Annotated in this window: 26 protein-coding genes; 16 read left to right on the forward strand and 10 right to left on the reverse strand. The window is 61.1% G+C overall.

Annotation, left to right across the window (positions count from 1 at the left end):
- Positions 1–6: 6 nt before the first annotated feature.
- Positions 7–1,497 (forward strand): sensor histidine kinase, encoded by a 1,491-nt coding sequence (locus ACNAZA_RS18445; RefSeq protein ID WP_415797985.1) that lies wholly within the window; start codon positions 7–9, stop codon positions 1,495–1,497.
- A gap of 86 nt (positions 1,498–1,583) precedes the next feature.
- On the opposite strand, the gene dut is transcribed toward ACNAZA_RS18445, so the two are convergent.
- The 3 genes from dut to coaBC form a co-directional block, all read right to left on the reverse strand.
- A complete protein-coding gene (dut, locus tag ACNAZA_RS18450) occupies positions 1,584–2,033 on the reverse strand; it encodes a dUTP diphosphatase (protein WP_120966693.1) in 450 nt (149 codons plus the stop codon).
- Between the two features lie 117 nt (positions 2,034–2,150).
- Positions 2,151–2,681, reverse strand: coding sequence for a hypothetical protein (locus tag ACNAZA_RS18455; RefSeq protein ID WP_415797986.1), 531 nt, complete (start codon positions 2,679–2,681; stop codon positions 2,151–2,153).
- A gap of 2 nt (positions 2,682–2,683) precedes the next feature.
- Positions 2,684–3,913: a bifunctional phosphopantothenoylcysteine decarboxylase/phosphopantothenate--cysteine ligase CoaBC gene (gene coaBC, locus ACNAZA_RS18460; RefSeq protein ID WP_415798005.1), complete on the reverse strand. Its 1,230-nt coding sequence runs from the start codon at positions 3,911–3,913 to the stop codon at positions 2,684–2,686.
- Positions 3,914–4,026: 113 nt separating this feature from the next.
- Here coaBC and ACNAZA_RS18465 point away from each other — a divergent pair, with 113 nt between their 5' ends.
- The 6 genes from ACNAZA_RS18465 (at position 4,027) to ACNAZA_RS18490 (ending at position 9,519) form a co-directional block, all read left to right on the forward strand.
- A complete protein-coding gene (locus ACNAZA_RS18465; RefSeq protein WP_120966690.1) occupies positions 4,027–5,685 on the forward strand; it encodes a CTP synthase in 1,659 nt (552 codons plus the stop codon).
- Between the two features lie 72 nt (positions 5,686–5,757).
- The gene (kdsA, locus tag ACNAZA_RS18470; RefSeq protein ID WP_415797987.1) at positions 5,758–6,615 is read left to right on the forward strand and encodes a 3-deoxy-8-phosphooctulonate synthase; all 858 of its coding nucleotides are present in this window, start codon (positions 5,758–5,760) and stop codon (positions 6,613–6,615) included.
- Positions 6,616–6,617: 2 nt separating this feature from the next.
- Positions 6,618–6,908 carry a DUF1330 domain-containing protein gene (locus tag ACNAZA_RS18475; protein ID WP_415797988.1) on the forward strand — a complete coding sequence of 97 codons (291 nt, stop codon included), beginning with the start codon at positions 6,618–6,620 and terminating at the stop codon, positions 6,906–6,908.
- A 350-nt stretch (positions 6,909–7,258) separates the two neighbouring features.
- Positions 7,259–8,545 (forward strand): phosphopyruvate hydratase, encoded by a 1,287-nt coding sequence (gene eno, locus ACNAZA_RS18480; RefSeq protein WP_120966687.1) that lies wholly within the window; start codon positions 7,259–7,261, stop codon positions 8,543–8,545.
- 77 nt (positions 8,546–8,622) lie between these two features.
- Entirely contained in the window at positions 8,623–8,901 is a 279-nt protein-coding gene (locus ACNAZA_RS18485) for a septum formation initiator family protein (RefSeq protein ID WP_120966686.1), read from the forward strand.
- A 144-nt stretch (positions 8,902–9,045) separates the two neighbouring features.
- A complete protein-coding gene (locus ACNAZA_RS18490; protein WP_415797989.1) occupies positions 9,046–9,519 on the forward strand; it encodes a hypothetical protein in 474 nt (157 codons plus the stop codon).
- Position 9,520: 1 nt separating this feature from the next.
- On the opposite strand, the gene hslO is transcribed toward ACNAZA_RS18490, so the two are convergent.
- Positions 9,521–10,528: an Hsp33 family molecular chaperone HslO gene (gene hslO, locus ACNAZA_RS18495; protein ID WP_415797990.1), complete on the reverse strand. Its 1,008-nt coding sequence runs from the start codon at positions 10,526–10,528 to the stop codon at positions 9,521–9,523.
- 33 nt (positions 10,529–10,561) lie between these two features.
- Positions 10,562–11,086, reverse strand: a complete 525-nt coding sequence (locus ACNAZA_RS18500; RefSeq protein WP_120966684.1) for a gamma carbonic anhydrase family protein — start codon at positions 11,084–11,086, stop codon at positions 10,562–10,564.
- Positions 11,087–11,137: 51 nt separating this feature from the next.
- On the opposite strand from ACNAZA_RS18500, the gene ACNAZA_RS18505 reads away from it, so the two are divergent.
- The 3 genes from ACNAZA_RS18505 to ACNAZA_RS18515 all read left to right on the forward strand — a co-directional run bounded on the left by ACNAZA_RS18505 (position 11,138) and on the right by ACNAZA_RS18515 (position 14,792).
- Positions 11,138–11,944, forward strand: coding sequence for a ferritin-like domain-containing protein (locus ACNAZA_RS18505; protein WP_415797991.1), 807 nt, complete (start codon positions 11,138–11,140; stop codon positions 11,942–11,944).
- A gap of 241 nt (positions 11,945–12,185) precedes the next feature.
- On the forward strand, positions 12,186–13,463 hold the full coding sequence (locus tag ACNAZA_RS18510; RefSeq protein WP_415797992.1) for an EAL and HDOD domain-containing protein: 1,278 nt from the start codon (positions 12,186–12,188) through the stop codon (positions 13,461–13,463).
- Positions 13,464–13,508: 45 nt separating this feature from the next.
- Complete coding sequence (locus ACNAZA_RS18515) at positions 13,509–14,792, forward strand: EAL and HDOD domain-containing protein (RefSeq protein WP_415797993.1); 1,284 nt, start codon at positions 13,509–13,511, stop codon at positions 14,790–14,792.
- 87 nt (positions 14,793–14,879) lie between these two features.
- On the opposite strand, the gene ACNAZA_RS18520 is transcribed toward ACNAZA_RS18515, so the two are convergent.
- Positions 14,880–15,878 carry a Bug family tripartite tricarboxylate transporter substrate binding protein gene (locus ACNAZA_RS18520; protein WP_415797994.1) on the reverse strand — a complete coding sequence of 333 codons (999 nt, stop codon included), beginning with the start codon at positions 15,876–15,878 and terminating at the stop codon, positions 14,880–14,882.
- Positions 15,879–16,060: 182 nt separating this feature from the next.
- Here ACNAZA_RS18520 and ACNAZA_RS18525 point away from each other — a divergent pair, with 182 nt between their 5' ends.
- Complete coding sequence (locus ACNAZA_RS18525) at positions 16,061–16,759, forward strand: molybdopterin-dependent oxidoreductase (protein ID WP_415797995.1); 699 nt, start codon at positions 16,061–16,063, stop codon at positions 16,757–16,759.
- On the opposite strand, the gene xerD is transcribed toward ACNAZA_RS18525, so the two are convergent.
- Both xerD and ACNAZA_RS18535 read right to left on the reverse strand, forming a co-directional pair.
- Positions 16,760–17,695 (reverse strand): site-specific tyrosine recombinase XerD, encoded by a 936-nt coding sequence (gene xerD, locus ACNAZA_RS18530; protein ID WP_415798006.1) that lies wholly within the window; start codon positions 17,693–17,695, stop codon positions 16,760–16,762.
- A 230-nt stretch (positions 17,696–17,925) separates the two neighbouring features.
- Positions 17,926–18,906, reverse strand: a complete 981-nt coding sequence (locus tag ACNAZA_RS18535) for a tripartite tricarboxylate transporter substrate binding protein BugE (RefSeq protein WP_415797996.1) — start codon at positions 18,904–18,906, stop codon at positions 17,926–17,928.
- Positions 18,907–19,140: 234 nt separating this feature from the next.
- On the opposite strand from ACNAZA_RS18535, the gene ACNAZA_RS18540 reads away from it, so the two are divergent.
- Positions 19,141–20,049 carry an AEC family transporter gene (locus ACNAZA_RS18540; protein ID WP_415797997.1) on the forward strand — a complete coding sequence of 303 codons (909 nt, stop codon included), beginning with the start codon at positions 19,141–19,143 and terminating at the stop codon, positions 20,047–20,049.
- Positions 20,050–20,093: 44 nt separating this feature from the next.
- Here ACNAZA_RS18540 and queG read toward each other — a convergent pair whose 3' ends face one another.
- The gene (gene queG, locus ACNAZA_RS18545; protein WP_415797998.1) at positions 20,094–21,152 is read right to left on the reverse strand and encodes a tRNA epoxyqueuosine(34) reductase QueG; all 1,059 of its coding nucleotides are present in this window, start codon (positions 21,150–21,152) and stop codon (positions 20,094–20,096) included.
- 12 nt (positions 21,153–21,164) lie between these two features.
- Here queG and tsaE point away from each other — a divergent pair, with 12 nt between their 5' ends.
- From tsaE to ACNAZA_RS18560, 3 genes are all read left to right on the forward strand, one after another.
- Entirely contained in the window at positions 21,165–21,686 is a 522-nt protein-coding gene (gene tsaE / locus ACNAZA_RS18550) for a tRNA (adenosine(37)-N6)-threonylcarbamoyltransferase complex ATPase subunit type 1 TsaE (protein ID WP_120966675.1), read from the forward strand.
- Complete coding sequence (locus tag ACNAZA_RS18555; protein WP_415797999.1) at positions 21,683–23,158, forward strand: N-acetylmuramoyl-L-alanine amidase; 1,476 nt, start codon at positions 21,683–21,685, stop codon at positions 23,156–23,158. The genes tsaE and ACNAZA_RS18555 overlap by 4 nt, the downstream gene beginning before the upstream one ends.
- Positions 23,159–23,371: 213 nt before the next feature.
- Entirely contained in the window at positions 23,372–23,599 is a 228-nt protein-coding gene (locus ACNAZA_RS18560) for a glycine zipper 2TM domain-containing protein (protein WP_415798000.1), read from the forward strand.
- A 110-nt stretch (positions 23,600–23,709) separates the two neighbouring features.
- Here ACNAZA_RS18560 and ACNAZA_RS18565 read toward each other — a convergent pair whose 3' ends face one another.
- A complete protein-coding gene (locus tag ACNAZA_RS18565) occupies positions 23,710–24,363 on the reverse strand; it encodes a DedA family protein (RefSeq protein ID WP_415798001.1) in 654 nt (217 codons plus the stop codon).
- A 376-nt stretch (positions 24,364–24,739) separates the two neighbouring features.
- On the opposite strand from ACNAZA_RS18565, the gene ACNAZA_RS18570 reads away from it, so the two are divergent.
- Positions 24,740–24,988: a hypothetical protein gene (locus tag ACNAZA_RS18570; RefSeq protein WP_415798002.1), complete on the forward strand. Its 249-nt coding sequence runs from the start codon at positions 24,740–24,742 to the stop codon at positions 24,986–24,988.
- Positions 24,989–25,146 lie beyond the last annotated feature (158 nt).

Consider the following 25,146-nt stretch of genomic DNA (forward strand, 5'->3'; position numbering starts at 1 on the left):
ACAAGCATGTCTGATCACACCATTCACGCCACCAAGGCCCGCCAAGCTCACCATGAGCGCGATACCGGCTCCTGGAAAAATTCACTGCGCCTGCGCCTGCTCACCGGCACCCTGATCTGGGTTCTGGGCGCTCTCTTGCTTACCGGCTGGGGCTTGCGTGCGCTGTTTGCCGAGCATCTGGCGCAGCAGCTGCGCTCTCAGCTCGTCGCCAAACTCGACCGCCTGAGCGGTGCCGTAAGCTTTCAGATGGACCAGCCCGTGCAGATCACGGTCGCCCCGTTTTCCGGTGACCCGCTGCTGCAACAACCGCTGTCTGGCATGTACTGGCAGGTTGATCAGCTGGACACTGCAGGACAGGCCACGGTGCATGCCGGTATTCAGCGCTCGCGCTCGCTCTGGGACCAGACACTGGACTGGCCTCTGTTCAAAGCGGACAAAACCTGGGAGCCCACACTCCCTTTGCATGCGCCGGCCACCTACGGCCATATGTCCGACGACAACGGCAATGGGCTGGTGGTGGTGACGCGCACCGTACAGCTGCCAGAGACTGACGCCCCTGCCTTGCGGCTGATGGTCGCGGCCGATACCGCCATGCTGGCCGTTCCGCTGCAGCGCTTTACCAAGATGCTGATTGCCGCCCTGTGCGTGCTGGCCGCAGGGCTGGTCGTCGCCGTGGTCGTGCAACTTCAGCTGGCGCTGGCACCACTGACGGCACTGCGGCGCCAGCTTGCAGCCGTCAGCCAGGGCGAGGCCCCGGAAATTCAGGGCGAGCACCCAACGGAAATCATGCCTCTGGTTCAGGAATTCAACCATGTGCTGCGCATGAATGCCGAGATGGTGGAGCGCGCCCGCACCCAGGCCGGCAATCTGGCCCATGCGGTCAACACTCCGCTGAGCATCATGGGCAATGCGGCGGCGCAGCAAGATGATGCCCTGGCGACTCTGGTGCGTGAGCAGGTTGCCAGCGCCAGCCGCCAGGTCGAGCATCACCTGGCCCGCGCACGGGCCGCCGCTGCAGCAGCACAACAAGGCCACGGCCTGCGCACACCGCTGGAGCAGCCGCTGCAGTCGCTGGCACGTACCATGAGCAAGCTGCATGCGGCGCGAGACATACATTTCGAGCTGCAAGGCGATGCCTCGGGCTGGGACTTCAAGGGCGACACACAGGACCTGATGGAAATGCTGGGCAATCTGCTGGACAACGCAGGCAAATGGGCACAGTCTCTGGTGCTGCTGCAGATTCAGCCAGCAGCCGATAGCAGCCGCTACATCACGCTGAGCATTGACGATGACGGCCCAGGCATCGCTGCCGAGCAACGCGAGCGCATCTTCATGCGCGGCGAGCGGCTGGATGAACAGCGCCCGGGCGCAGGCCTTGGCCTCGATATCGTGCGCGACCTGGTTCAGACTTATGGCGGCAGCATCGAAGCCTTGAGCTCGCCCTTGGGTGGGCTGCGCATGGTGTTGACGCTGCCGGGTGCCAGACGCAAGGCCTGACTTGGCTCAACAGCTGATGGCCGCAGGCCAAAGCCGGTCCATAGCGCACCGCCAATGTTCCAGCTGTGCCTGCTTTTGTCGTCAGCTTATTGTTTGCCGGTGGAGCCGTAGCCGCCTTCGCCGCGCTCGCTGGCGGCGGCAAAGTCTTCGACCAGATTGAACTGGGCCTGTACCACGGGCACGATGATCAGTTGGGCCAGACGGTCCATGGGCTGCAGCGTGAACGTGGTCTGCGAGCGGTTCCAGGCGCTGACCATGAGCTGGCCCTGGTAATCCGAATCGATCAGGCCCACCAGATTGCCCAGCACGATTCCGTGCTTGTGGCCCATGCCCGAGCGCGGCAGGATCATGGCGGCGTAATTGGGGTCCTTGAGATGCATGGCCATACCGGTGGGGATCAGCTGCCACTGGCCGGGCTCCAGTACCACGGGCGCATCAATGCAGGCACGCAAATCCAGGCCGGCGCTGCCGGGCGTGGCATAAGCGGGCAGATTGTCACGCAGACGCGCATCTAAGATCTTGACATCAACTTTCATGCTTACCTTTGGAAAGAGCTGCCATCAGCAGCTCGTTCTTTGTTCTTGAATCACGCAACAGCGCCAGAGGCTGTCGCAAATGGAAGGGCGCCATTGTGGCAGGCCTGGCGCCAGCTTTCACTTGCCCTTGATCTTGGCCAGCGCATTGCTGATCAGGGACAGAAAAGCCATCAGCGACAGCAGGGTGCCGAAACTGGGCGAAAACTGGCTCACCACAATGCCCACAACGCCCAGAAAAATGCTGAAGGGCTGAATCCAGGGCCGGCTCTTGGGCGTCGCCTCCGCCTTCTTGGCGTCGATCTCGCGCTCGATTTCCTGATAGCGGCGCTTGGCTTCGGCCTTGGAGCGGCCCTGGGCCGTCTGAGCCGCCTGTGTGCCCACCACAGTCTGGGCAGAACCCTTTCTGGCGGCGGGTCTAGCGGCCCCAGTACGCTGCGCCTGCTCGGCCGCTTCCCGAATTTTCTGCAGCTTCTCGCGCAGCAGGGCCGCAGGAGAAGCCGCCTGATCGCCCGGCGTCTCCACTGCATCGTTGATCGCGCTCGCTATGGCACGCTGGGTGCGCACAAACTCGGGATTGGTGCGCAGCAGCTTGTCCACATAAGCCACGTAGTCACCATTGCTCGGGCCTTCATAGCTGGCGGGAATCATATTCAAACTCCTAGTGGTGCAGTCAGGCGCTGCGCAATTTCTTCAACCAGCTGGCGGGCCAGCACGTCCTTGCTGGCATGGGGCAGCTCTTTGGAGCCGTCCTCGTCGATCAGCACCAGCGCATTGTCATCCTTGCCAAAGGTGGCCGGTCCGATATTTCCCACGAGCAAGGGCACGCCTTTGCGCACGCGCTTGGCACTGGCATGTCTCAGCAGGTCATGGCTTTCAGCGGCAAAGCCCACGCAATACAGCTTGCCGGACTTCGCCTGTGCGGACTGGGCCACGCCCGCCAGAATGTCTGGGTTCTCGACGAAGCTCATGGCCGGTACATCACCCGAACCGTCTTTCTTGATTTTTTGATCCGAAAATTCGGCTGGACGCCAATCTGCAACTGCTGCTGTAGCTATGAAAATCGATGCATTCGAGACTTGCGACTGCACGGCATCCTGCATCTGGCGCGCCGATTGCACATTGAGCCGCGTCACGCCTCGCGGCGTGGGCAGGTGCACGGGGCCGGCCACCAGCGTGACCTCGGCGCCCGCCTCTCGCGCCGCACGGGCGATGGCAAAACCCATCTTGCCGCTGGAGAGGTTGGTGATGCCGCGCACCGGATCAATCGCTTCAAACGTAGGGCCGGCCGTGATCAGCAGGCGCTGACCGCGCAGACACTTGGCCGTGAAGTGGGCGGCGAGCTCCTCCATGATTTCTTCGGGCTCCAGCATGCGGCCGTCACCCACTTCGCCACAGGCTTGCTCGCCAGTACCCACGCCCAGCACCTGAGCGCCATCCAGTGCTACCTGCCGCAGATTGCGCTGGGTGGCAGGATGGGCCCACATTTCGCGGTTCATGGCCGGGGCCAGCAGCAAGGGCACGCTGTCCATGGGGCGGGCCAGACACATCAGACTGAGCAACTCGTCGGCGCGGCCCTGGACCAGGCGGGCGATAAAGTCGGCGCTGCAGGGCGCGATGAGAATGGCATCGGCCTCACGGCTCAAATTGATATGGGGCATGTTGTTGGGCTCACGCGCATCCCACTGGGAGGTGTAGACTGCGCGCCCAGACAGTGCCTGCATGGTGACTGCGGTCATGAACTGCTCTGCGGCCTCGGTCATGACCACTTGCACGGTGGCGCCGGCCTGAACCAGCAAACGGCACAATTGCGCCGATTTGTAACAAGCCACGCCCCCGGAAAGGCCCAGCACCAGATGTTTGCCTGCGAACACGTCATTCATGGCGTGCAATTTAGCAGACAAGCAGCGCCTTGCAGTCACTCAAGCAGCCCTGCACTGCACGCCGAAATTCACGGCGCACCTATAATCTTGTTTTACCACCACCAAAAAAAGACATGACCAAGTTCGTCTTCGTCACCGGCGGTGTGGTGTCTTCCCTCGGTAAGGGAATCGCCTCAGCCTCCCTTGCAGCGATCCTGGAATCGCGCGGTCTCAAAGTCACCCTCATCAAGCTCGATCCCTACATCAACGTGGACCCGGGCACCATGTCGCCCTTCCAGCACGGCGAAGTGTTCGTGACCGATGACGGAGCCGAGACCGACTTGGACCTGGGCCACTATGAGCGTTTCATCGAAACGCGCATGCGCCAGACCAACAACTTCACCACGGGCCGTATCTATCAGTCCGTGCTGGAAAAAGAGCGTCGCGGCGACTATCTGGGCAAGACCGTGCAGGTCATTCCCCACGTCACCAACGAAATTCAGGAATACATCAAGCGCGGCGCCGGTCTCGGCACCGAGCATGAAGTCGATGTGGCCATCTGCGAAGTCGGCGGCACGGTGGGCGATATCGAATCCCTGCCTTTCCTCGAAGCCGCGCGCCAGCTGGCTCTGAAGCTCGGCCCCAACAATTCCGCTTTTGTGCACCTGACTTATCTGCCGTTCATCGAAACAGCAGGCGAGCTCAAGACCAAGCCCACCCAGCACACCGTGCAGAAGCTGCGCGAAATCGGTATCCAGCCCGACGCTCTGCTGTGCCGCGCCAAGCATCAAGTGCCTGACGAAGAGAAGGAAAAGATTTCCCTCTTCACCAACGTGCCCGAGTGGGGTGTGATCTCCATGTGGGACGTGGATACCATCTACAAGGTGCCCCGCATGCTGCACGAGCAAGGTCTGGACGGCCTGATCTGCGACAAGCTGCGTCTGAACACGCCTCCCACCAATCTCAAGCGCTGGGACGAGCTGGTCTATGAGACCGAACATCCTCAGGGCGAAGTCAAGATCGCCATGGTGGGCAAGTATGTGGAGCTGTCCGACGCCTACAAGTCGGTCAACGAAGCCTTGAAGCACGCCGGCATGCGCAACCATGTGCGCGTGAAGATCACGCACGTGGATTCGGAAACCATTCACGATAGCGACGCTGCCAAGCTGCTCAAAGACTATGACGGCATTCTGGTGCCCGGCGGCTTCGGCTCGCGCGGCGTGGAAGGCAAGATCTCTACAGCCAAGTTCGCCCGCGAATCCAAGGTCCCCTATCTGGGCATCTGCCTGGGCATGCAAGTGGCCACCATCGAGTACGCTCGTCACGTGGCAGGCCTCGAGAACGCCAACTCCACCGAGTTCGACGCCAACACGCCCAACCCCGTGATCGCACTGATCACCGAGTGGAAGGATGCGGACGGAACGATCAAGACCCGTGACGCCAACTCCGATCTGGGTGGCACCATGCGCCTGGGCGCCCAGTCGTCCGACGTGCAAACTGGCACCCTGGCCCACAGCATCTACGGCGATGTGGTGACCGAGCGTCACCGCCACCGCTACGAAGCCAACACCCAGTATCTGGACCAGTTGCGCGAAGCCGGCCTGGTGATCTCGGCCCTGACCCAACGCGAACAGCTGACGGAAATCGTCGAGCTGCCCGCCAAGGTCCACCCCTGGTACATCGGCGTGCAATTCCACCCCGAATTCAAGTCCACGCCCTGGAGCGGCCACCCGCTGTTCAATGCCTTCATCAAGGCAGCCATGGAACGCCAAAAGGCGGCAAAAAAGGCTTGAGCCTTATCGCTTGAACCCTGAGGGCTTGCCCTCAGGTACGGGCTAGGTACTGATTTCCCTAAGGATCCCACCATGAAACTCTGCGGCTTTGACATCGGCCTTGACCAACGCTTTTTCCTGATCGCCGGCCCTTGCGTGGTCGAGTCCGAGCAGCTGCAGATGGACGTGGCCGGGCAACTCAAGGAAATCACCTCGTCCCTGGGCATCAACTTCATCTTCAAGAGCAGCTTTGACAAGGCCAACCGTTCCTCGGGCACCAGCTTTCGCGGCCCGGGCATGGAAAAAGGCCTGGAAATCCTGGCCAAGGTGAAGAAGGAATTGAACGTGCCCATCCTCACCGATGTGCACACCGTCGAAGAAGTACCTTATGTGGCCTCCATCGTGGACATGCTGCAAACCCCTGCCTTTTTGTGCCGCCAGACGGATTTCATCCGTGCCGTGGCCCAATCGGGCAAGCCGGTCAATATCAAGAAGGGCCAGTTCCTGGCGCCTCACGATATGAAGAACGTCATCGACAAGGCCCGCGCTGCCGCCCTGGAAGCAGGTCTGCCTGCAGACAGCTTCACCGCCTGCGAGCGCGGCGCCAGCTTTGGCTACAACAACCTGGTCAGCGATATGCGTTCGCTGGCCATCATGCGCGAGACCCAGGCTCCCGTGGTGTTTGACGCCACCCACAGCGTGCAGCTGCCCGGCGGCAACGGCACCTCCAGCGGAGGCATGCGCGAGATGGTGCCCGTGCTCTCCCGCGCAGCGGTTGCAGTGGGCGTGGCCGGTCTGTTCATGGAAACCCACCCCGATCCCTGCAACGCTCTCTCCGACGGCCCCAACGCCGTGCCGCTCAAGCATATGAAGGCGCTGCTGGAGACGCTGGTGGCGCTGGACGATGTGACCAAGCGCAACGGCTTCCTCGAAAACCAATTCGGAGCCTGAACATGGCCAGCGGCTACATCATCGCTTACGTGGAAGTCACCAACCCCGCGCAATATGACGAGTACCGGAAATGGAGCACCGAGGCCATGCAGGTGCACGGCGCCGAGGTCTGTATTCGTGGCGGCCAGGTGGCCGTGCTCGAAGGCGACTGGGCACCCGAGCGCGTGGTGGTGCTGAAATTTCCCAGCTTTGAAGCCGCCCAGTCGTTTCACGACTCACCCGAGTACCGCAAGGCACGGGCCGCGCGCGAAGGCGCCGCCATCATGCGCATGATCTGCGTGGAAGGCATTTGACCCTTGAATCATTCAGGCATGACAGACGAACCCCGTTCGCCACTGACATGCCTGTTTTTTTATCTGTTTTCCCGGGCCGGATACCGCAGACAGCGGCTTTCTGCAAGAAATCCCATATCGGCGGCCCGTCAAGGCAAAAGCAGCCCACCAAATTTGTGCACAATAGCCGCCGCCGCTTCTCCCATACTCGTCACGTGCGTGACGCGCTTGCAGCCGACATGCCAAGCTGCTGGGGAAAGTCAGAAATTATTTTGATAGCAGCTTGCGCTTGATGCACAAGCACAAGGGCGTGATTTCATGCAAGAAATCAGCCCACACGTACCGATTTCAGAAACCTCAAAGGAAATGCAATGAGTGCCATTGTTGACATCGTAGGCCGCGAAGTGCTGGACAGCCGCGGCAACCCCACCGTCGAATGCGACGTGTTGCTGGAGTCGGGCGTGATGGGCCGCGCTGCCGTGCCTAGCGGAGCTTCCACCGGTTCGCGCGAAGCCATCGAGCTGCGTGACGGCGACAAGAGCCGCTACCTGGGCAAGGGCGTGCTGAAGGCGGTCGAGCACATCAACACCGAAATCTCCGAAGCCGTGCTGGGCCTGGATGCTTCCGAGCAAGCCTTCCTGGACAAGACCCTGATCGACCTGGACGGCACCGACAACAAGAGCCGCCTGGGTGCAAACTCCATGCTGGCCGTGTCCATGGCCGTGGCCCGCGCCGCGGCTGAAGAAGCCGGCCTGCCCCTGTACCGCTACTTCGGCGGCATGGGCGGCGTGCAACTGCCCGTGCCCATGATGAACGTGATCAACGGCGGCGCCCACGCGAACAACTCGCTGGACCTGCAAGAGTTCATGATCATCCCCGTGGGGGCTCCCACTTTCCGCGAAGCCGTGCGCTGGGGCGCTGAAGTGTTCCACGCCCTCAAGGCCATCATCCACCACAAGGGCATGTCCACCGCCGTGGGCGACGAAGGCGGTTTTGCGCCTTCCGTGGAAAACCACGAAGCCGCCATCCAGCTGATCATCGAAGCCATCGAAAACGCTGGCTACAAGCCCGGCGAACAAATCGCTCTGGGTCTGGACTGCGCCGCCTCCGAGTTCTACAAGGACGGTATGTACGTTCTGGAAGGCGAAGGCAATATGACGCTGACCGCTGCCCAGTGGACCGACATGCTGGCCGGCTGGTGCGACAAGTACCCCATCATCTCCATCGAAGACGGCATGCACGAAGGCGACTGGGATGGCTGGAAGATTCTGACCGAGCGCCTGGGCAAGAAGGTTCAGCTGGTGGGTGACGACCTGTTCGTGACCAACACCAAGATCCTCAAGGAAGGCATCGACAAGGACATCGCCAACTCCATCCTGATCAAGATCAACCAGATCGGCACGCTGACCGAAACGTTTGCCGCTATCGAAATGGCCAAGCGCGCCGGCTACACCGCCGTGATCTCGCACCGCTCGGGCGAAACCGAAGACTCGACCATTGCCGATATCGCCGTGGGTCTGAACGCAGGTCAGATCAAGACCGGTTCCATGAGCCGTTCCGACCGCATCGCCAAGTACAACCAGCTGCTGCGCATCGAAGAGGACCTGGGCGATGTGGCCCAGTACCCCGGCCGCGCGGCCTTCTACAACCTGCGCTAAAGTGCAGGACTGAGTGGGCAGGGGCTGATCGTCTTCTCACAGCCCTTGTCCCACTCCTTCAGTCAAAGCTTTTCCGTATGGTCAATCGCGTCGTCACCGTTGTCTTGCTGGCCCTGCTGGCTCTGATCCACTCCCAGCTGTGGCTGGTCCATGGCAGCATGGACTATGTCGGGGAGCTGCAGCAGCAGATCCAGGACCAGAATGCGGCCAATGCCGTGGAGAAGGCGGAAAACGACAGGCTGGAATCCGAGGTCAATGACTTGAAGGACGGCCTGGCGACCGTAGAGGAAAAAGCCCGTAGCGAGCTGGGCATGGTCAAGTCCAACGAGATCTTTATCCAGATCTCAAAGCACTGAGCCAACGCTCACTGCCCACAAGCCAGCTTTGCGCTGGCTTTTACTTTGTCCAGCCTCGTGCTGGATTTTTCGTTTTATCTAGCCCTGTGCTAGCTTCTAGCCTGGGTTAGGCCTTTTACTGCTTTTATCTGCATCGTGGATTTGATGACTTCTGCCCAGCCACCGATCGTACTTCTGGGTGCCCCTCACGCCCTGGCGCGCGCCATGGCCCATGCCTTGCTCCAGGCCTGGGAGGCTCATGCACCGGCAAGCAGCTGGTCATGTCTTGCACCTCAGCCGGGCGAAGACTGGCCGCCAGAAGCCAAGATCTATGTGTTGGGCCAGGACTGGCGCGACCGCGCAGCCGACCAGGTGACCCGCCAGATCAGCGCCTGGCGGGAGCAGTTGGCAGAGCAAGGTCTGCCCTATGTCATGCTGTATGGCAAGCCTGCAACCCAGTGGCTGCAGCTGGCAGAGTCGCTTAAATCCATAGCACCCAGTGCAGACTGGAACTGGATTTCAGAGCAAAATCCCTGGAAACCCAGCGCCCGCATGCGCAGCAAGATGTGCGAACAATGCGGGGACGGGGATTGCGAGCGCCAGTTATTCGAGGCGCTGCACAAACCCGGTAAGAAATAGCTTACTGAACCACGCCGGAGCTGGGGGGCTGGCTGCTGACGGCGGTGAACAGCTGAGCGGCATCCACCGCATCGAACTGGTACTGCTGGCCGCAGAAGTCGCAACCGACTTCGATATGGCCGCGCTCGGTCACGATGGACTCAATCTCGTCCTCGCCCAGCGAAGTCAGCATGGCCGACACGCGCTCGCGGCTGCAGGTACAGGCAAAGCGCGGCGCTTTCTCGTCCGGCTGGGCTGCAAAGCGCAGCAGCTTCTCTTCCCAGAACAGGCGACGCAAAATGGTTTCCACATCCAGCGTCAACAGCTCCTCCTGGGTCAGGCTGCCGGCCAGCACGGCAATCCGGTTGTATTCCTCGTTCAAGCCCTGGGCATCATGCTCGGCAGCACCGCTTTCGGTGGCTGCTGCCAGATTGGCCTCGCCCTTGACCGGCATGCGTTGCACCATGAGGCCTGCGGCCACCTTGTCGTTGGCGGCCAGCACCATCACAGTATCGAGCTGCTCGGACTGCACCATATAGAACTGCAGCGCATCCGCAAGACGCTCGAACTTCTTGCCATCCATATTGTGCAAAGGCACCACGCCCTGGTAGGGCTGCTGACCGGGCAGACGGTCCTTGGGGTCCAGGGTGACGGCGCAGCGCCCCCCGCCGTGCAGATTCACCAGACTGGCCAGAGGTGCATTCAGTGCAGCATCCATGTCCTGCACATCGCCGGCCAGCGTGGCCGTGGTGCGCAGACCCATATCGGACTGCACCTCGGTCACGGCCAGCTTGACAGGGCCATCGCCCATGACCTGGAACACCAGCGCGCCATTGAACTTGATGTTGGACTGCATGAGCACGCCAGCAGCCGTCATCTCGCCAAGCAAGGCGCTGACCGCTGCCGGATAGCCTCCGGTTTCGCTGTTGCCGGCGCGGCGCTGCAGCACTTCCTGCCAGGCATCGGTGAGACGAACGATGGCGCCACGCACAGGCAGGCCGTCAAAGATGAATTTATGCAGTTCAGACACGCGAGAAGATCCCGATAAAAAATTGCCAGGCTTTCAGCCCAGCTTGCGCAAGCCGTTCTTGAAACGGCGTGCATTATCAACATAGTTTTTGGCACTCTGGCCCAGGCCGGCAATCTGCTCGGGCGAGAGCTGGCGCACCACCTTGGCGGGACTGCCCAGAATCATGGAGCCGTCCGGGAATTCCTTGCCCTCGGTCACCAGAGAGCCGGCGCCCACCAGGCAGTTCTTGCCAATTTTTGCGCCATTGAGCACCACGGCACCGATGCCGATCAGCGAACCATCGCCAATCGTGCAGCCATGCAGCATTACTTGGTGACCAACCGTCACATTGCAACCCACCACCAGCGGCTTGCCGAAGTCGGCATGCAAAACGCTGGCATCCTGGATGTTGCTGCCCTCGCCAATGGTGATGCTTTCCGTATCACCACGGATCACCGTGCCAAACCATACGCTGGCATGGGCTTGCAGCTTGACACTACCCATGACCTCGGCGCTGTCCGCCACCCAGGCGGTCTCGGCGATCTCGGGCGCTACACCATCCAGTTCGTAAATTGCCATCTGTTCAGTCTCCATGGTTATTCGTTATGCCGGCAAACTAGAATTGTAGGGATGGAGTTACGTCACCGCGCACTAGAGGTCTTGTGCTTTTCCGACCCTGAACAAAAAGCCGCTGCAACTATTGATTTGTATGCGCATAAAGCTCTTTATTCCATAGCAGATCTGGCACCTGTGTTACAGATCCAGGAAGCCGATCTGCCGGGCCGCCCTGCGAAACCGGAGCTCAAGCACCACACGGCTATGGCCAGGCGCTCGCCCGCCACCCCCGAAGGGCGAGCCATTCTGATCCATGCCATCGCGCATATCGAGTTCAATGCCATCAATCTGGCCCTGGATGCCGTCTGGCGCTTTGACGGCATGCCCGAGCAGTACTACCACGACTGGCTGCAAGTGGCGGCCGAGGAAGCCAAGCACTTTTGCCTGCTGCGCCAGCACCTGCGCCAACACCATGACCAGGACTATGGCGACCACCCGGCCCATCAAGGCCAGTGGACCATGTGCGAAAAGACCCGTGGCGACATCGTGGCCCGCATGGCTCTGGTACCGCGCACCATGGAAGCGCGCGGGCTGGATGCCACACCGCAAATCCAGCACAAGCTGCGCAACACCAAGGCAGCCGACGCGCTGGCAGCCGTGGAGGTGCTGGACATCATCTTGCGCGAGGAAGTGGGCCATGTGGCCATCGGCAATCATTGGTACCGCTGGCTGTGCGAGAAAAATAGACTGGAGCCCGAATCGCTGTATCAGGAACTGACAGCGCGCTATGAAGCCCCGCGCCTGCGCCCGCCCTTCAATGAGCGCGCCCGACGTGCAGCAGGCTTTACTGAAACTGAAATGGCTTGGCTGCTGCAGAGTTGATTAATCCGTGGACATACCTATTTCCGGGTATTTTCTTGCATTACCTTCAAATCTCCAATATCACTAAAACCCGGTTGAAAAATTGCATTTTGAGTAAATACCAGAGAGATGCCTTTTCAACAAAGTTTTACAACGATTTTTTGAATTTATTCATTTCAAGAATAAAACGCATAATTAGATCATTCTTACAATAAAATACAGTGTTATTTACTATGATCAAAGCATTTATCGCGACGAACTCATGAAAGATTTGCTGGCTCCTTCTGTTGCTGATCTCGCCCCTGCATCCCTGGGAGGTGTGGGACGAGGAATGATTGCGCGCCAGGCCATTGTCAACAGCCAGCAAAGCATCGTGGGCTATGAGCTGTTCAACCGTTCCCGCGCGCCCTACGGTCATACAGCGGCGTCCGATGTCACACTGATCTTCACCGCCCTCTCCCACGCAGGCGAGGAAGATCTGGTGGGCACCAAGCTCATGTTTGTGAACTGCACGCATGAAAGCCTGTCTGGCGATCACCTTGATCTGCTGCCCCCGGACAAGGTGGTGCTCGAGATTCCGCCGCTGGGCCATGCAGCCGTCAGCGAGGTCAATGCCCGTCTGCCCCAGCTCCAGTCGCTGCGTGCACGCGGATTTCATCTGGCCTTCAACCAGACGGTGCTGGAGTCGGCCTACACCGCATGGCGGCCTCTGGCCGATTACATCAAGCTCGATCTGTCGGTGCTGGCCCCGGATCAACTGACGGTGCTGGTCAAGTTCGCCAACCGCCACAGCCAGGCCGAACTGATTGCCGAAAAAGTGGAAAACGCCCAGCAATACCAGCTGGCATCCAGCCTGGGGATTGAGTTGTTCCAGGGCTTTTGGTTTGCGCGCCCCACGGTCATGCAAACCCGTCTGCTCACGCCGTCGCAGAAAAGCATCATTCAGCTGATCACCCTGGCGCGCGAACAAGCGAGCACCGAGACCATAGAGGAAGTCCTCAAAAAAGACGCAGGTCTGGCTTTCAATCTGCTGCGTCTGATCAATTCGGCCGGCTTTGGCATGCCACGCGAGATCACCTCCTTCAAGCAGGCCGTAATGATCATGGGCACGAAAAAGCTCTACCGCTGGGCCGCCATGCTGCTGACCGCCTCGCGCGAAAGCGGGGCCCCGCCTGCCGTGGGTCAGACTTCCGTCGTTCGCGGGCGCCTCATGGAGCTGCTATCCGTTCAGTCACCGTCCGACATCGATGCCGATCAGGCTTTTGTCGCCGGCATGTTCTCCATGCTCGATCGCATGCTGGGCATTCCACTACAGTCGGCCATGGCGCTGATACCGGTGCCCGAGAACGTTGCTGCCGCCGTGCTGCGCCAGGAAGGTGTTCTGGGCGAGTTGCTGACTCTGGCCCAGGCTTGCGAGAGCCACGATAATGCGGCCTGCAACGAAATTGCCCAGAACCTGCAGCTCAACGACCGGCAGATCAACTGCGCCCATCTGCAAGCCGTCGCATGGACTGACCAGGTCGCGGTCGAAAGCCTGTAAGAATTTTCAATCACACTCAACAACAGCATATAGCCACCGTTCTCCATGGATCAAGCCGAAGAAATGCAAGCCAAGCCAGCCGAAGCAGGCAAAGATGATGGCAATGTCGCCAGCATCGCCCGTCAGGCCATCGTGGATGAAAAACGCGATGTTTTCGGCTACGAGCTGTTTGACCGCTCCGTCGATCACAACGCGCATACGGCGGCCTCGGACGCAGCCCTGCTGTTCAACGCCCTTTCCTACGCCGGCACCGAAGCGCTGGTGGGCAAGAAGACGGTGTTCATCAACTGCACCCATGAAAGCCTGTCTGGCGGCCATCTGGAGCTGATCCACCCGGACCGCGTGGTTCTGGAAGTACCCGCGCTGGCGCCAGATGCTTCTGACGAAGCCATCGCAGAATGCATTCCCGTCTTCAACGCACTGCGTCAACGCGGCTTTCGCCTGGCCTTCGACCAGAACCTGTTGCGCCGCGCCTACGCCGCCTGGCTGCCCATGGCCAGCTTCATCAAGCTGGACATGCTGACCTTCGAGCTGAGCCGGGCCGAGGCGCTGGTCAAATTTGCCCAGTCCCATACCCGGGCCCAGATCGTGGCCGAGAAGGTGGAAACCGCCGAACAGTTCGAGTGCATGCTCGCGCTGGGCGTCAAACTGTTTCAGGGCTTCTGGTTCGCCAAGCCACAGCTGGTGCAGGCCCGCACCATGCGCCCCATGCAGGCCACCATCATCCAGCTCATCAATCTGGTGCGCCGCCAGGCCAGTACCGAAGAGATCGAGGAGCTGCTCAAGAAGGACCCTACCCTGTCCTTCAACCTGCTGCGTTTCATCAATTCCTCGGGCTTCGGCCTGTCCTGCGAAATCACTTCATTCCGCCATGCGGTGATGATCCTGGGCCTCAAGAAGCTGTTTCGCTGGGCGGCCCTGCTGCTGACCACCTCTCGCGCCGATGGCTCGCCGCCAGCCGTGGGCCAGACCGCCGTGATCCGCGGCCGTCTGATGGAACTGCTCACCGCCGAGATGCTGCCCGCCGAAGAATGCGACCATGCGTTTGTGGTGGGCGTGTTCTCCCTGCTCGATGTGATGCTGGGACAGCCCATGGAGAAGGCACTGGAATCCGTGGCCCTGCCCCAGAACGTGGTGGATGCGCTGGTGCACAACAGCGGCCCGTTCGCCCCTTTCCTGGAGTTGACCCGCGCCTGCGAATCCGCTGACGACGCCAGCTTTGCCCGTGCCGCCAATGCACTGCAGCTGTCCAATCACCAGGTCAACTGGGCCCACTTGCAGGCCCTGGCCTGGGCCGATGACCTGAACACCGAAAACAGCGCGGCTTAACTAGCAAAACAATAGCTTTAAGTGCTGATGAATAAAGGGCTGGAGGTTTTAAAACTTCCAGCCCTTTTACTTTGTTATCTGTACCGCTTAATTCAGCTGAATATGGGCGGCCTGAATAATGCGGGCATTGGCCTTGGATTCGGCCTCGATCTGTTTGGCAAAGTCAGCAGCCTTACCGCCGGTGGGCACGTTGTCGGTAAGCTCCAGACGCTGGCGCACATCAGGCAGAGCCAGGGCCTTGTTCACCTCGGCATTGATGCGTGCCAGAACCGGTGCGGGCACGCCTGCCGGCGCAAAGACGCCGAACAACGAAGTCATATTGGCGCTCTTGTAGCCAAGCTCCTCCAAGGTCGGCACCTGAGGCAGAGAATCCAGACGCGAAGGTGCGCCCACGGCCAGTGCCTTGAACTTGCCGGCCTTGATGTGCTGCATCACGGCCGGGCCAGCATTGGTGGACAGAATCTCGAACTGCGCGCTCAGGCCGTCGTTGAGCTGCTGGCCGCCGCCCTTGTACGGCACATGGGTGATCTGCGCCTTGGCCTTGTCGGCAATCTGCTCCATCATGATGTGGCCCAGCGAGGCCAGACCAGCTGTGGCCCAGCGCACCTCGCCAGGATGGGCCTTGGCCTGAGCGACCAACTCGGCAAAGCTCTTGGCTGTGGAACGTGTGGTTGCCAGCAACAACACCGGCGAATACATCACGCTGACCACGGGCACGATGTCCTTGTTCGGATCAAACAGCGGCTTGCCCAGATGGGGGCTAAGCGTGAGCGGGCTGATGGAGGAAAAACCCAGCGTATAGCCGTCGGGATTGGACTTGGCCACCAGATCCAGGCCGATGGAGCCGCCGGCTCCAGCCTTGTTATCGATCACCACGGACTGGCCCAGCGCCGCCGTCAGCTTCTCGCCCAGGGCTCGCGCCACCACGTCGCTGACCCCTCCGGCAGGGTAGGAAACAATCAGGCGAATCGGGCGCTGGGGCCAGGCAGCATCGGCCTTGTCAGCCGCCTGAACATTCAAAGACAGGGCTGTAGGCAGTGCGGCAGCCGCACACGCCAGCAGGCTTCGGCGCAAAAAGTAAGTCATTGACATGGCAAAAAAGAAAGCAATGCCCGGATTTTTGACCAAAGCCTAAGCCCTTGAGCCAGCCTCTGATGATTCGACTGTTCAACGCCGCAAATTGTCACATCGACAGCAAAATACAACGATTCAGCCTTCGCCCTGACTCGACGCTAGACTGACAGCAACGTCCACCCTCAAGGAGTCGTATGGCTGAAAACCGCACCCCATCCCCAAGCTCGTGCCCCAGTACGCCCACCGCCGCATCCGGTCTGTCGCGCCGCACGCTGTTCTCGGCGGGCACGGCCGCTCTGGGTGCTCTGACCCTGCCCAGCGCAGCGCAAGCCAAGGCCGGTGCGGCACGCATCTGCATCTTCGATGGTTTGCAGCCTGTGGCGCTGAGCATCAGCGGCCCTGGCGTACAGGCCAACCGGGGCGCTGTGGATGCCGCCCGCGACCGCATGCTGACCATGCATGGCCACTGCTTTGATGCGGCCTGGGCCTGCGGGCTGGATGCCATCAACAGCCTGGAGACAGAGCGCCTCAGCACCACAGTGGAATATGACGGCAAGACGCATGAGCTGCGCGGCCCTTTGCTGCAGACCGTGTTGCAGGCCGCTGGCGTGGACCTTGGCCAGGCCATGGCGGCCGGTCATTGGCTGCTGCTGCAAGGCATTGACGGCTACCGCGCCCAGCTGCCGCTGACAGACGCCATACGCTGGAAGCTGCTGCTGGCCACGCACATGGACGGCCAGCCTCTGGCCATGGGCGGCCTGGGGCCGCTGTGGGCCATGTACGCCCCTCAGGACATTGCCGAGCTGGCGGACAAGCCGCTGGACCAGCGCTTTACACAGGCCGTCTGGGGCCTGTACTACATGGCGATAGCCGCCCCGCCTCCGCAGCCTTGATCAGCCGCGCGGGTGGTGCTCGGCATGCAAGGCCTTGAGCCGCTCGCGCGCCACGTGGGTGTAGATGGTGGTGGTGGAGATATCGGCATGGCCCAACAGCATCTGGACCACGCGCAAATCCGCACCATGGTTGAGCAAATGCGTGGCAAAAGCATGGCGCAGCGTGTGCGGCGACAGCGGTGAATTCACCCCCGCAAGCTGCGCGCATTTCTTGACGATGACCCAGAACATCACCCGGCTCATGCCCGCACCGCGCTGGGTGACAAACACCGCATCGGCCCGCTGCCCGCCCAAGATGGCGGCGCGCGCCTGCTGCAGATATTTCTCCAGCCACCACTGCGCCTCCTGACCAAACGGCACCAGCCTCTCCTTGCGGCCCTTGCCCGTCACTCGCAGCACGCCGGCGCGCAAATCCAGCTCGTGCAGACACAGGCCCACCAGCTCGCTCACGCGCAGGCCGCTGGCATACATCAGCTCCAGCATGGCGCGGTCGCGCAGGCCCAGCGCCGTATCGGTATCCGGGGCCTTGAGCAGTGCTTCCACCTGGGCCTGGGTCAGTGTCTTGGGCATGCGCGGTGCCTGCTTGGCGGCCAGCAGACGCACCGTGGGGTCGGCGCTGACACGCTTTTCGCGCAGCGCCCAATGGTAGTAGCGGCGCAGCACCGTCAAACGCCGGTTCGACGAGGTGGCGCGGGTCTCATCCACCCGCGCCGCAAAATAGTCCTGCAGGTCTGCTTCGGTCGCCGCATCCAGAACCTTCAGCGTTTCGCTGCGCGCCAGCCAGCGTGCCAAGGCCTGCAGATCGCGGCGGTAAGCGCCCAGCGTGTTGCGCGAGAGGCCATCTTCCAGCAGCAAGGCATCGATGAATAAATCCATGGCATCCAGGCTGGCAGGCAGAGGCTGGGGCCAGTCAGCAGACAGAGGCTTCACTCGCATGGGCTTGGCGAGAATCTGTGGGGTCTGGGGTTGCTGCAAGGACAAATCGGCTTCGGGCATGGGCGCTAGATTACACGCTCCACTGGCGCCCTGTGCTTAGTAAAAAACAAGGGAAATCCTCGTTCAACCCATATGGGTAAACCACAAACAGCTATCGAATCATGAGTCACCGGACGCAAAAAAGCCCGGCAACCTGAAAGGCACACCGGGCTTTTTTGCTTAAGCAGCGCTTAGTCCAGCGTCAGCTTTTGCTTGGCCACCACCTGCTTGTAGGTTTCGTACTCATCCTTGAGTTCCTTGGCGAACTCCTGGGGCGTGTTCCCAATCACCAGCGAGCCGGTGTCCTCGATGCGCTTTTTCACCGCAGGATCCTGCAGCACCTTGCGCACGGCCGCGTTGATCTTGTCCACGGTGGCCTTGTCCATGCCCTTGGGGCCCAGGATGCCGTAGGAAGCCATGCGGTTGACCTGCTCCAGACCCACTTCCTTGAAGGTGGGCACATCGGGCAGCACGGCCAGGCGCTGAGGCGCAGCCACGACCACGGCCTTGAGGCGGTTGTCCTTGATGAAGGGCAGAGCCGATGGCAGATTGTCCAGAATCATGGGAATCTGGCCGGCAACCGCATCATTGAGGGCAGGACCTGCGCCGCGATAAGGCACGTGGGTCATCTGGATGCCGGTCAGAGACTTGTACAGCTCCATCAGCATGTGCTGGATGCCGCCCGTACCCGACGAGCCATAGGAATACTTGCCGGCATGAGCTTTGAGCTCGGCCTCGAATGCCTTGTAGTTGGCCGAGCCTGCAAACTTGGGATTCACGGCGATCACATTGGGCGTGGCCGCAATATTGATGATGGGCGTGAAGTCCGTCAGCGGGTTGTACGGGGTCTTGGGATTGATGGCCGGGTTGGTGGCCATGGTCGAGAGCGTGGAAATGCCCAGGTTGTAGCCATCGGGCTTTTGACGCGAAGTTTCCAGCGCGCCGATCACACCGCCGCCGCCGCCCTTGTTGTCCACGATCACGGGTTGACCCAGTTCCTTGCCCAGCGGATCGGCGATCACGCGGGCGATGATGTCGGTCGTGCCGCCGGCCGCAAAAGGCACCAGCAACTTGATGGGCTTGGTGGGGTAGCTGGCCTGAGCCATCACAGCGGTCGAAAAACCAGCAGTTGCCAGAGCCACGGTCAGGCCCATGTACAGACGACGATTCATCAAGGATCTCCTCATGATTTCTATGGAAAGCGTCCCATACTAAGTGGCGAAAAAAACCTGTGGTTTCATTTCAGCCACCGAAAACTCAGTGTTTACCCTGAATCACTGCTGTTTCTTTGGACCATATCAACTTTCGTAGCAAACCAGCCATTGCAGCTCCGTAAGTATTACTACTAGAACCTTGGCGACAGCTTTGGCGTTCAGACCTGAGCACAGGCCCTATGCTTGCGGGCCGTGAACTATCTAGAACTGCTTTTCCCCGATTTCGCGCTCATCGTGCTGGGCTATGTGCTGTGCCGTTTCACGCCCATCAACCGCAGCGTCTGGCAAGCCGTGGAGCAACTGGTGTACTACCTGCTGTTTCCGGTGCTGCTGTTTCACTCCATCACACGCAACCCGATCCAGTGGGGCGACGCCAGCCAGTTGCTGGGTGCAGGCGTGCTGGGCGGCCTGCTGGGTATTGCGCTGACCTACGGCCTGCCCTATCTGCCGTTTCTGGGCCGGCGCATCGACCTGCGCAGCCATGCATCGGCAGCGCAGGTGGCGTTTCGCTTCAATTCCTTCATCGCGCTGGCACTGGTATCGCGGCTCGCGGGCCCGGAAGGTCTGCTCTATGTCTCGGTGCTGATCGGTGTCTCCGTTCCGCTGTTCAATGTGGCCGCTGTCTGGCCCATGGCACGCGGCAGCAACCAGCATTTTGTCGGCCATTTGCTGCGCAACCCGCTGATCGTCAGCACGGTCTGCGCCCTGCTGTTCAATGCCGCAGGCCTGAAGATTCCCGAGTTGCTGGAAACGCCGGTGGCACGCCTGGGCGCGGCCTCGATTGCGCTGGGGCTGATGGCGGCCGGAGCCGGTCTCAAGATCAGCGCCCTGGCCAGCAACAAGCTGCTGGCGGGCGAGCTGCTGCTGATCCGCCATGCGATCCAGCCGCTGATTGCCTTTGCCATGGTGCGCTTGTTCGGGCTCCAAGGTGCGCAGGCGATCGCGCTGATGGCGTTTTCCAGCATGCCCACAGCCTCGTCCTGCTATGTGCTGGCCGTGCGCATGGGCTATGACGGCGCCTTTGTGGCCAGCCTGGTGTCGCTGTCCACCATGCTGGGCGTCCTCAGCCTGCCGTTTGGCCTGTGGTTGATTGGCATCTGATTTGATAGCTGGCAGCGCTTGATGGAAAAGCGCTGCAGCCTCATTTAGCTCAAATCACTGGCTACACCCCGCTGCGCCAGCGCCCAGGCCACATGCTCGGCCACCACCGGATCGGGGTGGTCGGCCCGGCTTTGCAATGCGGCCTGCAGCTCGGCCTGGCCGGTCTCGCGCCAGGCATTGCCCAGAGCCACGGCCACATTGCGCAGCCAGCGGGCGTGGCCTATGCGGCGAATCGGACTGCCTTCGGTCACGCGCAAAAAAGTGGCCTCATCCCAGGCAAAGAAATGCACCAGCTGCGTACCGGCCAGGCCGGCCCGAGCATCGAAGTCCGGCAGCTGACTGGGCTGGGCAAACTTGTTCCAGGGGCAGGCCAGCTGGCAGTCATCGCAGCCATAGATGCGATTGGCCAGCAACGGGCGCATCTCCTCGGGAATGCTGCCTGCGTGTTCTATGGTCAGGTAAGAGATGCAGCGGCGCGCATCCACCTTGTACGGCGCGATGATGGCGCCCGTGGGGCAGGCATCCATGCAGGAAGTGCAGCTGCCGCAGTGCGCCGTCACGGGTTCGGTGGCGTCGATGGCGAAGTCCACATAAATCTCGCCCAGGAAAAACATGGAACCTGCCTCGCGGCTGAGCACCAGCGTGTGCTTGCCGCGCCAGCCCTGGCCGCTGCGGCTGGCCAGTTCGGCCTCCAGCACGGGAGCCGAATCGGTAAAGGCGCGATGGCCGAACGGGCCTATCTCCTGGGCAATGCGCTCGGCCAGCTTCTGCAGCCGGTTGCGCAGCACCTTGTGATAATCACGCCCACGGGCATAGACGGAGACAATGCCTTCGCCGGGCCGCGCCAGACGCTCCCACTCCACGGCCTGCCAGCCTTTTTCTGTATCCCGTGGTAAATAATCCATGCGCGCGGTGATTACGCTGACCGTACCGGGAACTAATTGCGCAGGGCGTGCTCGTTTCAAACCATGGGCTTGCATGTAATGCATCTCGCCATGGAAGCCCTGCTCCAGCCACTGCTGCAAACCGGGCTCGGCCGAGGACAAATCCACACCTGCCACGCCGATTTGGGAAAATCCCAGCTCGCGAGCCCAGGCTTGCATCAAAGGAACCAATTGACTGCTGCTCAACATACTCCCCAGATTGTAGGAAACCAAGCCTCACCTGCGCCCCAGCAGCTGCAGATACTCTGGCGCGACGAACAAGATACCCAGCGTTTTGCCCAGACGCTGGCCGCCCTGCCCCAGCTGCGCAACGCCTATGTGACGCTGCACGGTGATCTGGGCGCGGGCAAGACCACGCTGGTGCGCCACTGGCTGCGCGCCCTGGGCGTGCAAGGACGCATCAAAAGCCCCACCTATGCCGTGGTGGAGCCGCACGAGGCCGGCGAGCTCAGCGTTTGGCACTTCGACTTTTATCGCTTCGATGATCCGCGCGAGTGGGAAGACGCAGGTTTTCGCGACATTTTCGCCAGCCCCGGCCTCAAGCTGGCAGAATGGCCCGAGAAGGCCGCAGCCGTCACCCCAGTTGCGGATGTAGCTATTTATATCGAAGCAATCGACGATATGCAGCGACAGGTCACGCTCAAAGGCATGACCCCTGCCGGCTGCACTGTGCTTGAAGCATTCAAGGCATGAGCAAAACTCCATCCTCCACCCCAGTTCCCTTTGGCCTGTCGCGCCGCAGCCTGCTGCAGGCGGGCGGCGTCGTTTTGCTACTGGGACGCCAGCATCTGGCCCAGGGCGCCAGCATTGTGGCCGTGCGCGTCTGGCCCGCGCCCGACTATTCGCGCGTCACGCTGGAGTCCGATATTCCTCTGACCGCCAAACCGGTCTTCGTTCCCTCCCCCCCTCGCCTGGCCGTGGATGTGGAAGGACTGGACTTGAACCCGGCCCTGAAGGAACTGGTCGCCAAGGTCAGGCCCGACGACCCCAATATCGCCAGCATCCGCGTGGGACAATTCGCTCCCGGCGTGGTGCGTCTGGTGATCGACCTCAAGCAGGAAGCAAGGCCCCAGGTCTTTACCCTGCCGCCGATATCCCCCTACAAGAACCGCCTGGTGCTGGATCTGTACCCAGCCAAGGCCGTGGACCCGCTGGCCGATCTGATTGCCGACCGCCTGCGTGAAGTCCGGTCTGGCACGGCTGTCGCCGCAGCCGCAGGATCAACGGACGCCATCACGGCGCCCGCTGAGGCCTCCGATCCGCTGGGCGATCTGATTGCACAGCGCAGCACCGCCACGCCAACACCGCCCCCCGTGGCGATTGCCCAGGCGCAGGCACCGCTTCCCCCGCGCCCGGCCCCGGCACCGACTCCCGTGCCGCCGCCTGTGCCCCGTCCAACGCCGGCACCCTCGGCCAACATCGCCACCTCGCGCCGTACGGACCGCATCATCATCGTGGCGTTGGACCCCGGCCATGGCGGCGAAGACCCCGGCGCCACCGGCCCCAGCGGTCTGCGTGAAAAAGACGTGGTGCTCAAGATCGGCCATCTGCTGCGCGAGCGCATCAACGATGCCCATATCGGCGGCAACCCCATGCGCGCCTTCATGACCCGCGATGCCGACTTTTTCGTGCCCCTGGCCACCCGCGTGGACAAAGCCCGCCGCGTGCAGGCCGATCTGTTCATCAGCATCCACGCCGATGCCTTCACCACCCCGGCCGCGCGCGGCGCCAGCGTGTTCGCACTCAGCGAGCGTGGCGCCTCCAGCACGGCCGCGCGCTGGCTGGCCAACAAGGAAAACCAGGCCGATCTGGTCGGCGGTCTCAACGTCGGCGGCCTGCAGGACCAGCATGTGCAGCGCATGCTGCTGGACATGAGCACCACGGCCCAGATCAAGGACAGCCTCAAGCTGGGAAATTCGCTGCTGGGCGAGATCGGCAGCATGGCCAAGCTGCACAAAAGCAAGGTCGAGCAAGCCGGTTTCGCCGTGCTCAAGGCACCCGACATTCCCAGCGTGCTGGTGGAAACCGCTTTCATCAGCAACCCCGAGGAAGAGGCCAAGCTGCGCAGCAGCGCCTATCAGCAGCAACTGGCCGACGCCCTGATGGTCGGCATACGCAAATACTTTGCCCACAACCCGCCGCTGGCGCGCAGCCGTTCGGTGTAGGCCCTCTGACACAGCAAGCTACTTTTTGCAAAGTACCGTCACCTCATCAACGATTTATTACGTCCATCTAGCCCTGGGTACAGGGGCTAGGGGTGATTTCCTACCGCCGGCGCCGCTTTTGCAACGCACCATGGGCCTATGTTCATCAAAGGTGACGTTCAGGTCTTACGGCATCAAGTCCCGTCCTTTCGCCACCGCTCAAAGGAGAACTGCATGACTATCCGTACTTTGACCCTGGCCTCCCTCGCCGCCCTGAGCTTTGCCATGGCCGGCTGCTCCACCAACCCCAGCAACGCGCAGATTGGCACGGGCGTGGGTGCCGTGGCTGGCGGCGTGGCGGGTAATGCCTTGTTCGGCGGCACGCTGGGCACCGTAGGCGGCGCAGCCGCCGGCGCGCTGATTGGCAATGAAGTGGGCAAGCGCAACGACGGCCACCGCTGATCCTCGACCCCATGAAAAAAGCCCCGAATCTCGGGGCTTTTTTATGTCAAAACAGCTGCCAGCCTCTTAAAGGATTGGGGTAGCAGCTATCAAATTCGCTAGTGTCAGACTCAGGCGGCACCGGTCTTTTCAGCGCGGCCCGCGCGCCAGGCACCAAACACGGCAATCAGCCCCGGCACCAGAATCAGACCCCAGATGATTTTCTCCAGGTTGTTCTTCACCCATTCCATATTGCCGAAGAAGAAACCTGCAGCGCTGATGCCCACCACCCACAGGAAGGCGCCCACCACATTGAACAGGGAGAACTTGGAGCGGCTCATCTGCGCCACGCCGGCCACAAAGGGCGCAAAGGTGCGGATGAAAGGCATGAAACGGGCCAAGATGATGGTGACGCCGCCATAGCGTTCGTAAAACCCATGGGCCTGATCAAAGGCCTTGCGGTTGAACCATCGCGAGTTCTCCCACTGAAACACCTTGGGTCCGAAATAGCGGCCAATCGAGTAATTGCACTGGTCGCCCAAAATGGCGGCCACCAGCAGCACGACCACGGCCAGCGGATAGCTCATAAAGCCTGCGCCGCACAGTGCACCCACGATGAACATCAGCGAATCACCGGGCAGGAAGGGCATGACGACCACGCCGGTTTCCACAAACACGATGATGAAGAGCAAGGCGTACACCCAGGGGCCATAGGCCACGACAAACGCTTCCAGATGCTTGTCTATATGCAGGATGAAGTCGATCAGGAACTGAATAATTTCCAAAGCACGGTCCTATGAAATGGGGAGCGGCATGTCAGCGATGCCGGCCCGTACTGTACTGCGCCTGATCCAGTCCGACGGCGCTGGCCGCGCCTCGCGAGCGCAATTTTTCTGCAGGAGTACACAGCTGCTTGCCCGTAGATACAAGTACAGGCCTTGGTACGCCTTGTGTTACAACAATTGATAAATCTATACGTCAACAATACGTCAGCTTGCGCTTTACGCAGGCACAGTAGAGGTGTGTGACTGCAAGCCGTGCCTTGCAGTCCAAGACATGGCCACTGGCCCGCAAGTCCAGCGTCTCGCACTTCCCTCTTTCAGAGAGGACCGCCAAGACTGGACCGCTTCCCACAACGAGCACGACGAGAGGAATACGAGCATGAACAAGATCACTACGCGCTATGGCAAGGCCCTGACTCTGGCTGTCGCACTCACCGGTGCTCTGGCACTGGGCGGCTGCGCACATGGCCCCAGCCGTCAACAAGTGGGCATAGGCGCTGGCGCTGTCGCCGGCGGCGCCGTGGGCAATGTGCTGTTTGGCGGCCCTCTGGGCACCATCGGCGGTGCCGCAGCCGGCGCGCTGGTCGGCAATGAACTGACCAAGGGCGGTCGCGGTCACCGCCACTAAGCCCTGTTTCAGAGGCTGATCACAAGAGCTGCTCATCGCAGCTCTTTGTGTTTCAGGGCATCAAAAAACCTCACGCAAAAGCTCACACCCTAGGCGGCTTGCGCACAAGCCTAGAATGATTGGCGTGAACGCATCCAGCCCCGACCTCTCCCCCACCC

Source organism: Comamonas aquatilis (assembly GCF_965139575.1).
Taxonomy (GTDB): Bacteria; Pseudomonadota; Gammaproteobacteria; order Burkholderiales; family Burkholderiaceae_C; genus Comamonas; species Comamonas aquatilis.

Excerpts from the sequence above, each read along its gene's own strand:
- xerD (WP_415798006.1), bottom strand. The coding sequence starts at position 17,695 with ATGCGAGTGAAGCCTCTGTCTGCTGACTGGCCCCAGCCTCTGCCTGCC.
- ACNAZA_RS18560 (WP_415798000.1), top strand. The coding sequence starts at position 23,372 with ATGACTATCCGTACTTTGACCCTGGCCTCCCTCGCCGCCCTGAGCTTT.
- ACNAZA_RS18465 (WP_120966690.1), top strand. The coding sequence starts at position 4,027 with ATGACCAAGTTCGTCTTCGTCACCGGCGGTGTGGTGTCTTCCCTCGGT.
- eno (WP_120966687.1), top strand. The coding sequence starts at position 7,259 with ATGAGTGCCATTGTTGACATCGTAGGCCGCGAAGTGCTGGACAGCCGC.
- ACNAZA_RS18505 (WP_415797991.1), top strand. The coding sequence starts at position 11,138 with ATGGAGTTACGTCACCGCGCACTAGAGGTCTTGTGCTTTTCCGACCCT.
- ACNAZA_RS18515 (WP_415797993.1), top strand. The coding sequence starts at position 13,509 with ATGGATCAAGCCGAAGAAATGCAAGCCAAGCCAGCCGAAGCAGGCAAA.
- ACNAZA_RS18500 (WP_120966684.1), bottom strand. The coding sequence starts at position 11,086 with ATGGCAATTTACGAACTGGATGGTGTAGCGCCCGAGATCGCCGAGACC.
- queG (WP_415797998.1), bottom strand. The coding sequence starts at position 21,152 with ATGCAAGCCTGGGCTCGCGAGCTGGGATTTTCCCAAATCGGCGTGGCA.
- kdsA (WP_415797987.1), top strand. The coding sequence starts at position 5,758 with ATGAAACTCTGCGGCTTTGACATCGGCCTTGACCAACGCTTTTTCCTG.
- dut (WP_120966693.1), bottom strand. The coding sequence starts at position 2,033 with ATGAAAGTTGATGTCAAGATCTTAGATGCGCGTCTGCGTGACAATCTG.
- ACNAZA_RS18525 (WP_415797995.1), top strand. The coding sequence starts at position 16,061 with ATGGCTGAAAACCGCACCCCATCCCCAAGCTCGTGCCCCAGTACGCCC.
- ACNAZA_RS18490 (WP_415797989.1), top strand. The coding sequence starts at position 9,046 with ATGACTTCTGCCCAGCCACCGATCGTACTTCTGGGTGCCCCTCACGCC.
- coaBC (WP_415798005.1), bottom strand. The coding sequence starts at position 3,913 with ATGAATGACGTGTTCGCAGGCAAACATCTGGTGCTGGGCCTTTCCGGG.
- ACNAZA_RS18510 (WP_415797992.1), top strand. The coding sequence starts at position 12,186 with ATGAAAGATTTGCTGGCTCCTTCTGTTGCTGATCTCGCCCCTGCATCC.
- ACNAZA_RS18535 (WP_415797996.1), bottom strand. The coding sequence starts at position 18,906 with ATGAATCGTCGTCTGTACATGGGCCTGACCGTGGCTCTGGCAACTGCT.
- ACNAZA_RS18555 (WP_415797999.1), top strand. The coding sequence starts at position 21,683 with ATGAGCAAAACTCCATCCTCCACCCCAGTTCCCTTTGGCCTGTCGCGC.
- ACNAZA_RS18445 (WP_415797985.1), top strand. The coding sequence starts at position 7 with ATGTCTGATCACACCATTCACGCCACCAAGGCCCGCCAAGCTCACCAT.
- ACNAZA_RS18570 (WP_415798002.1), top strand. The coding sequence starts at position 24,740 with ATGAACAAGATCACTACGCGCTATGGCAAGGCCCTGACTCTGGCTGTC.
- ACNAZA_RS18455 (WP_415797986.1), bottom strand. The coding sequence starts at position 2,681 with ATGATTCCCGCCAGCTATGAAGGCCCGAGCAATGGTGACTACGTGGCT.
- ACNAZA_RS18475 (WP_415797988.1), top strand. The coding sequence starts at position 6,618 with ATGGCCAGCGGCTACATCATCGCTTACGTGGAAGTCACCAACCCCGCG.
- ACNAZA_RS18520 (WP_415797994.1), bottom strand. The coding sequence starts at position 15,878 with ATGACTTACTTTTTGCGCCGAAGCCTGCTGGCGTGTGCGGCTGCCGCA.
- ACNAZA_RS18485 (WP_120966686.1), top strand. The coding sequence starts at position 8,623 with ATGGTCAATCGCGTCGTCACCGTTGTCTTGCTGGCCCTGCTGGCTCTG.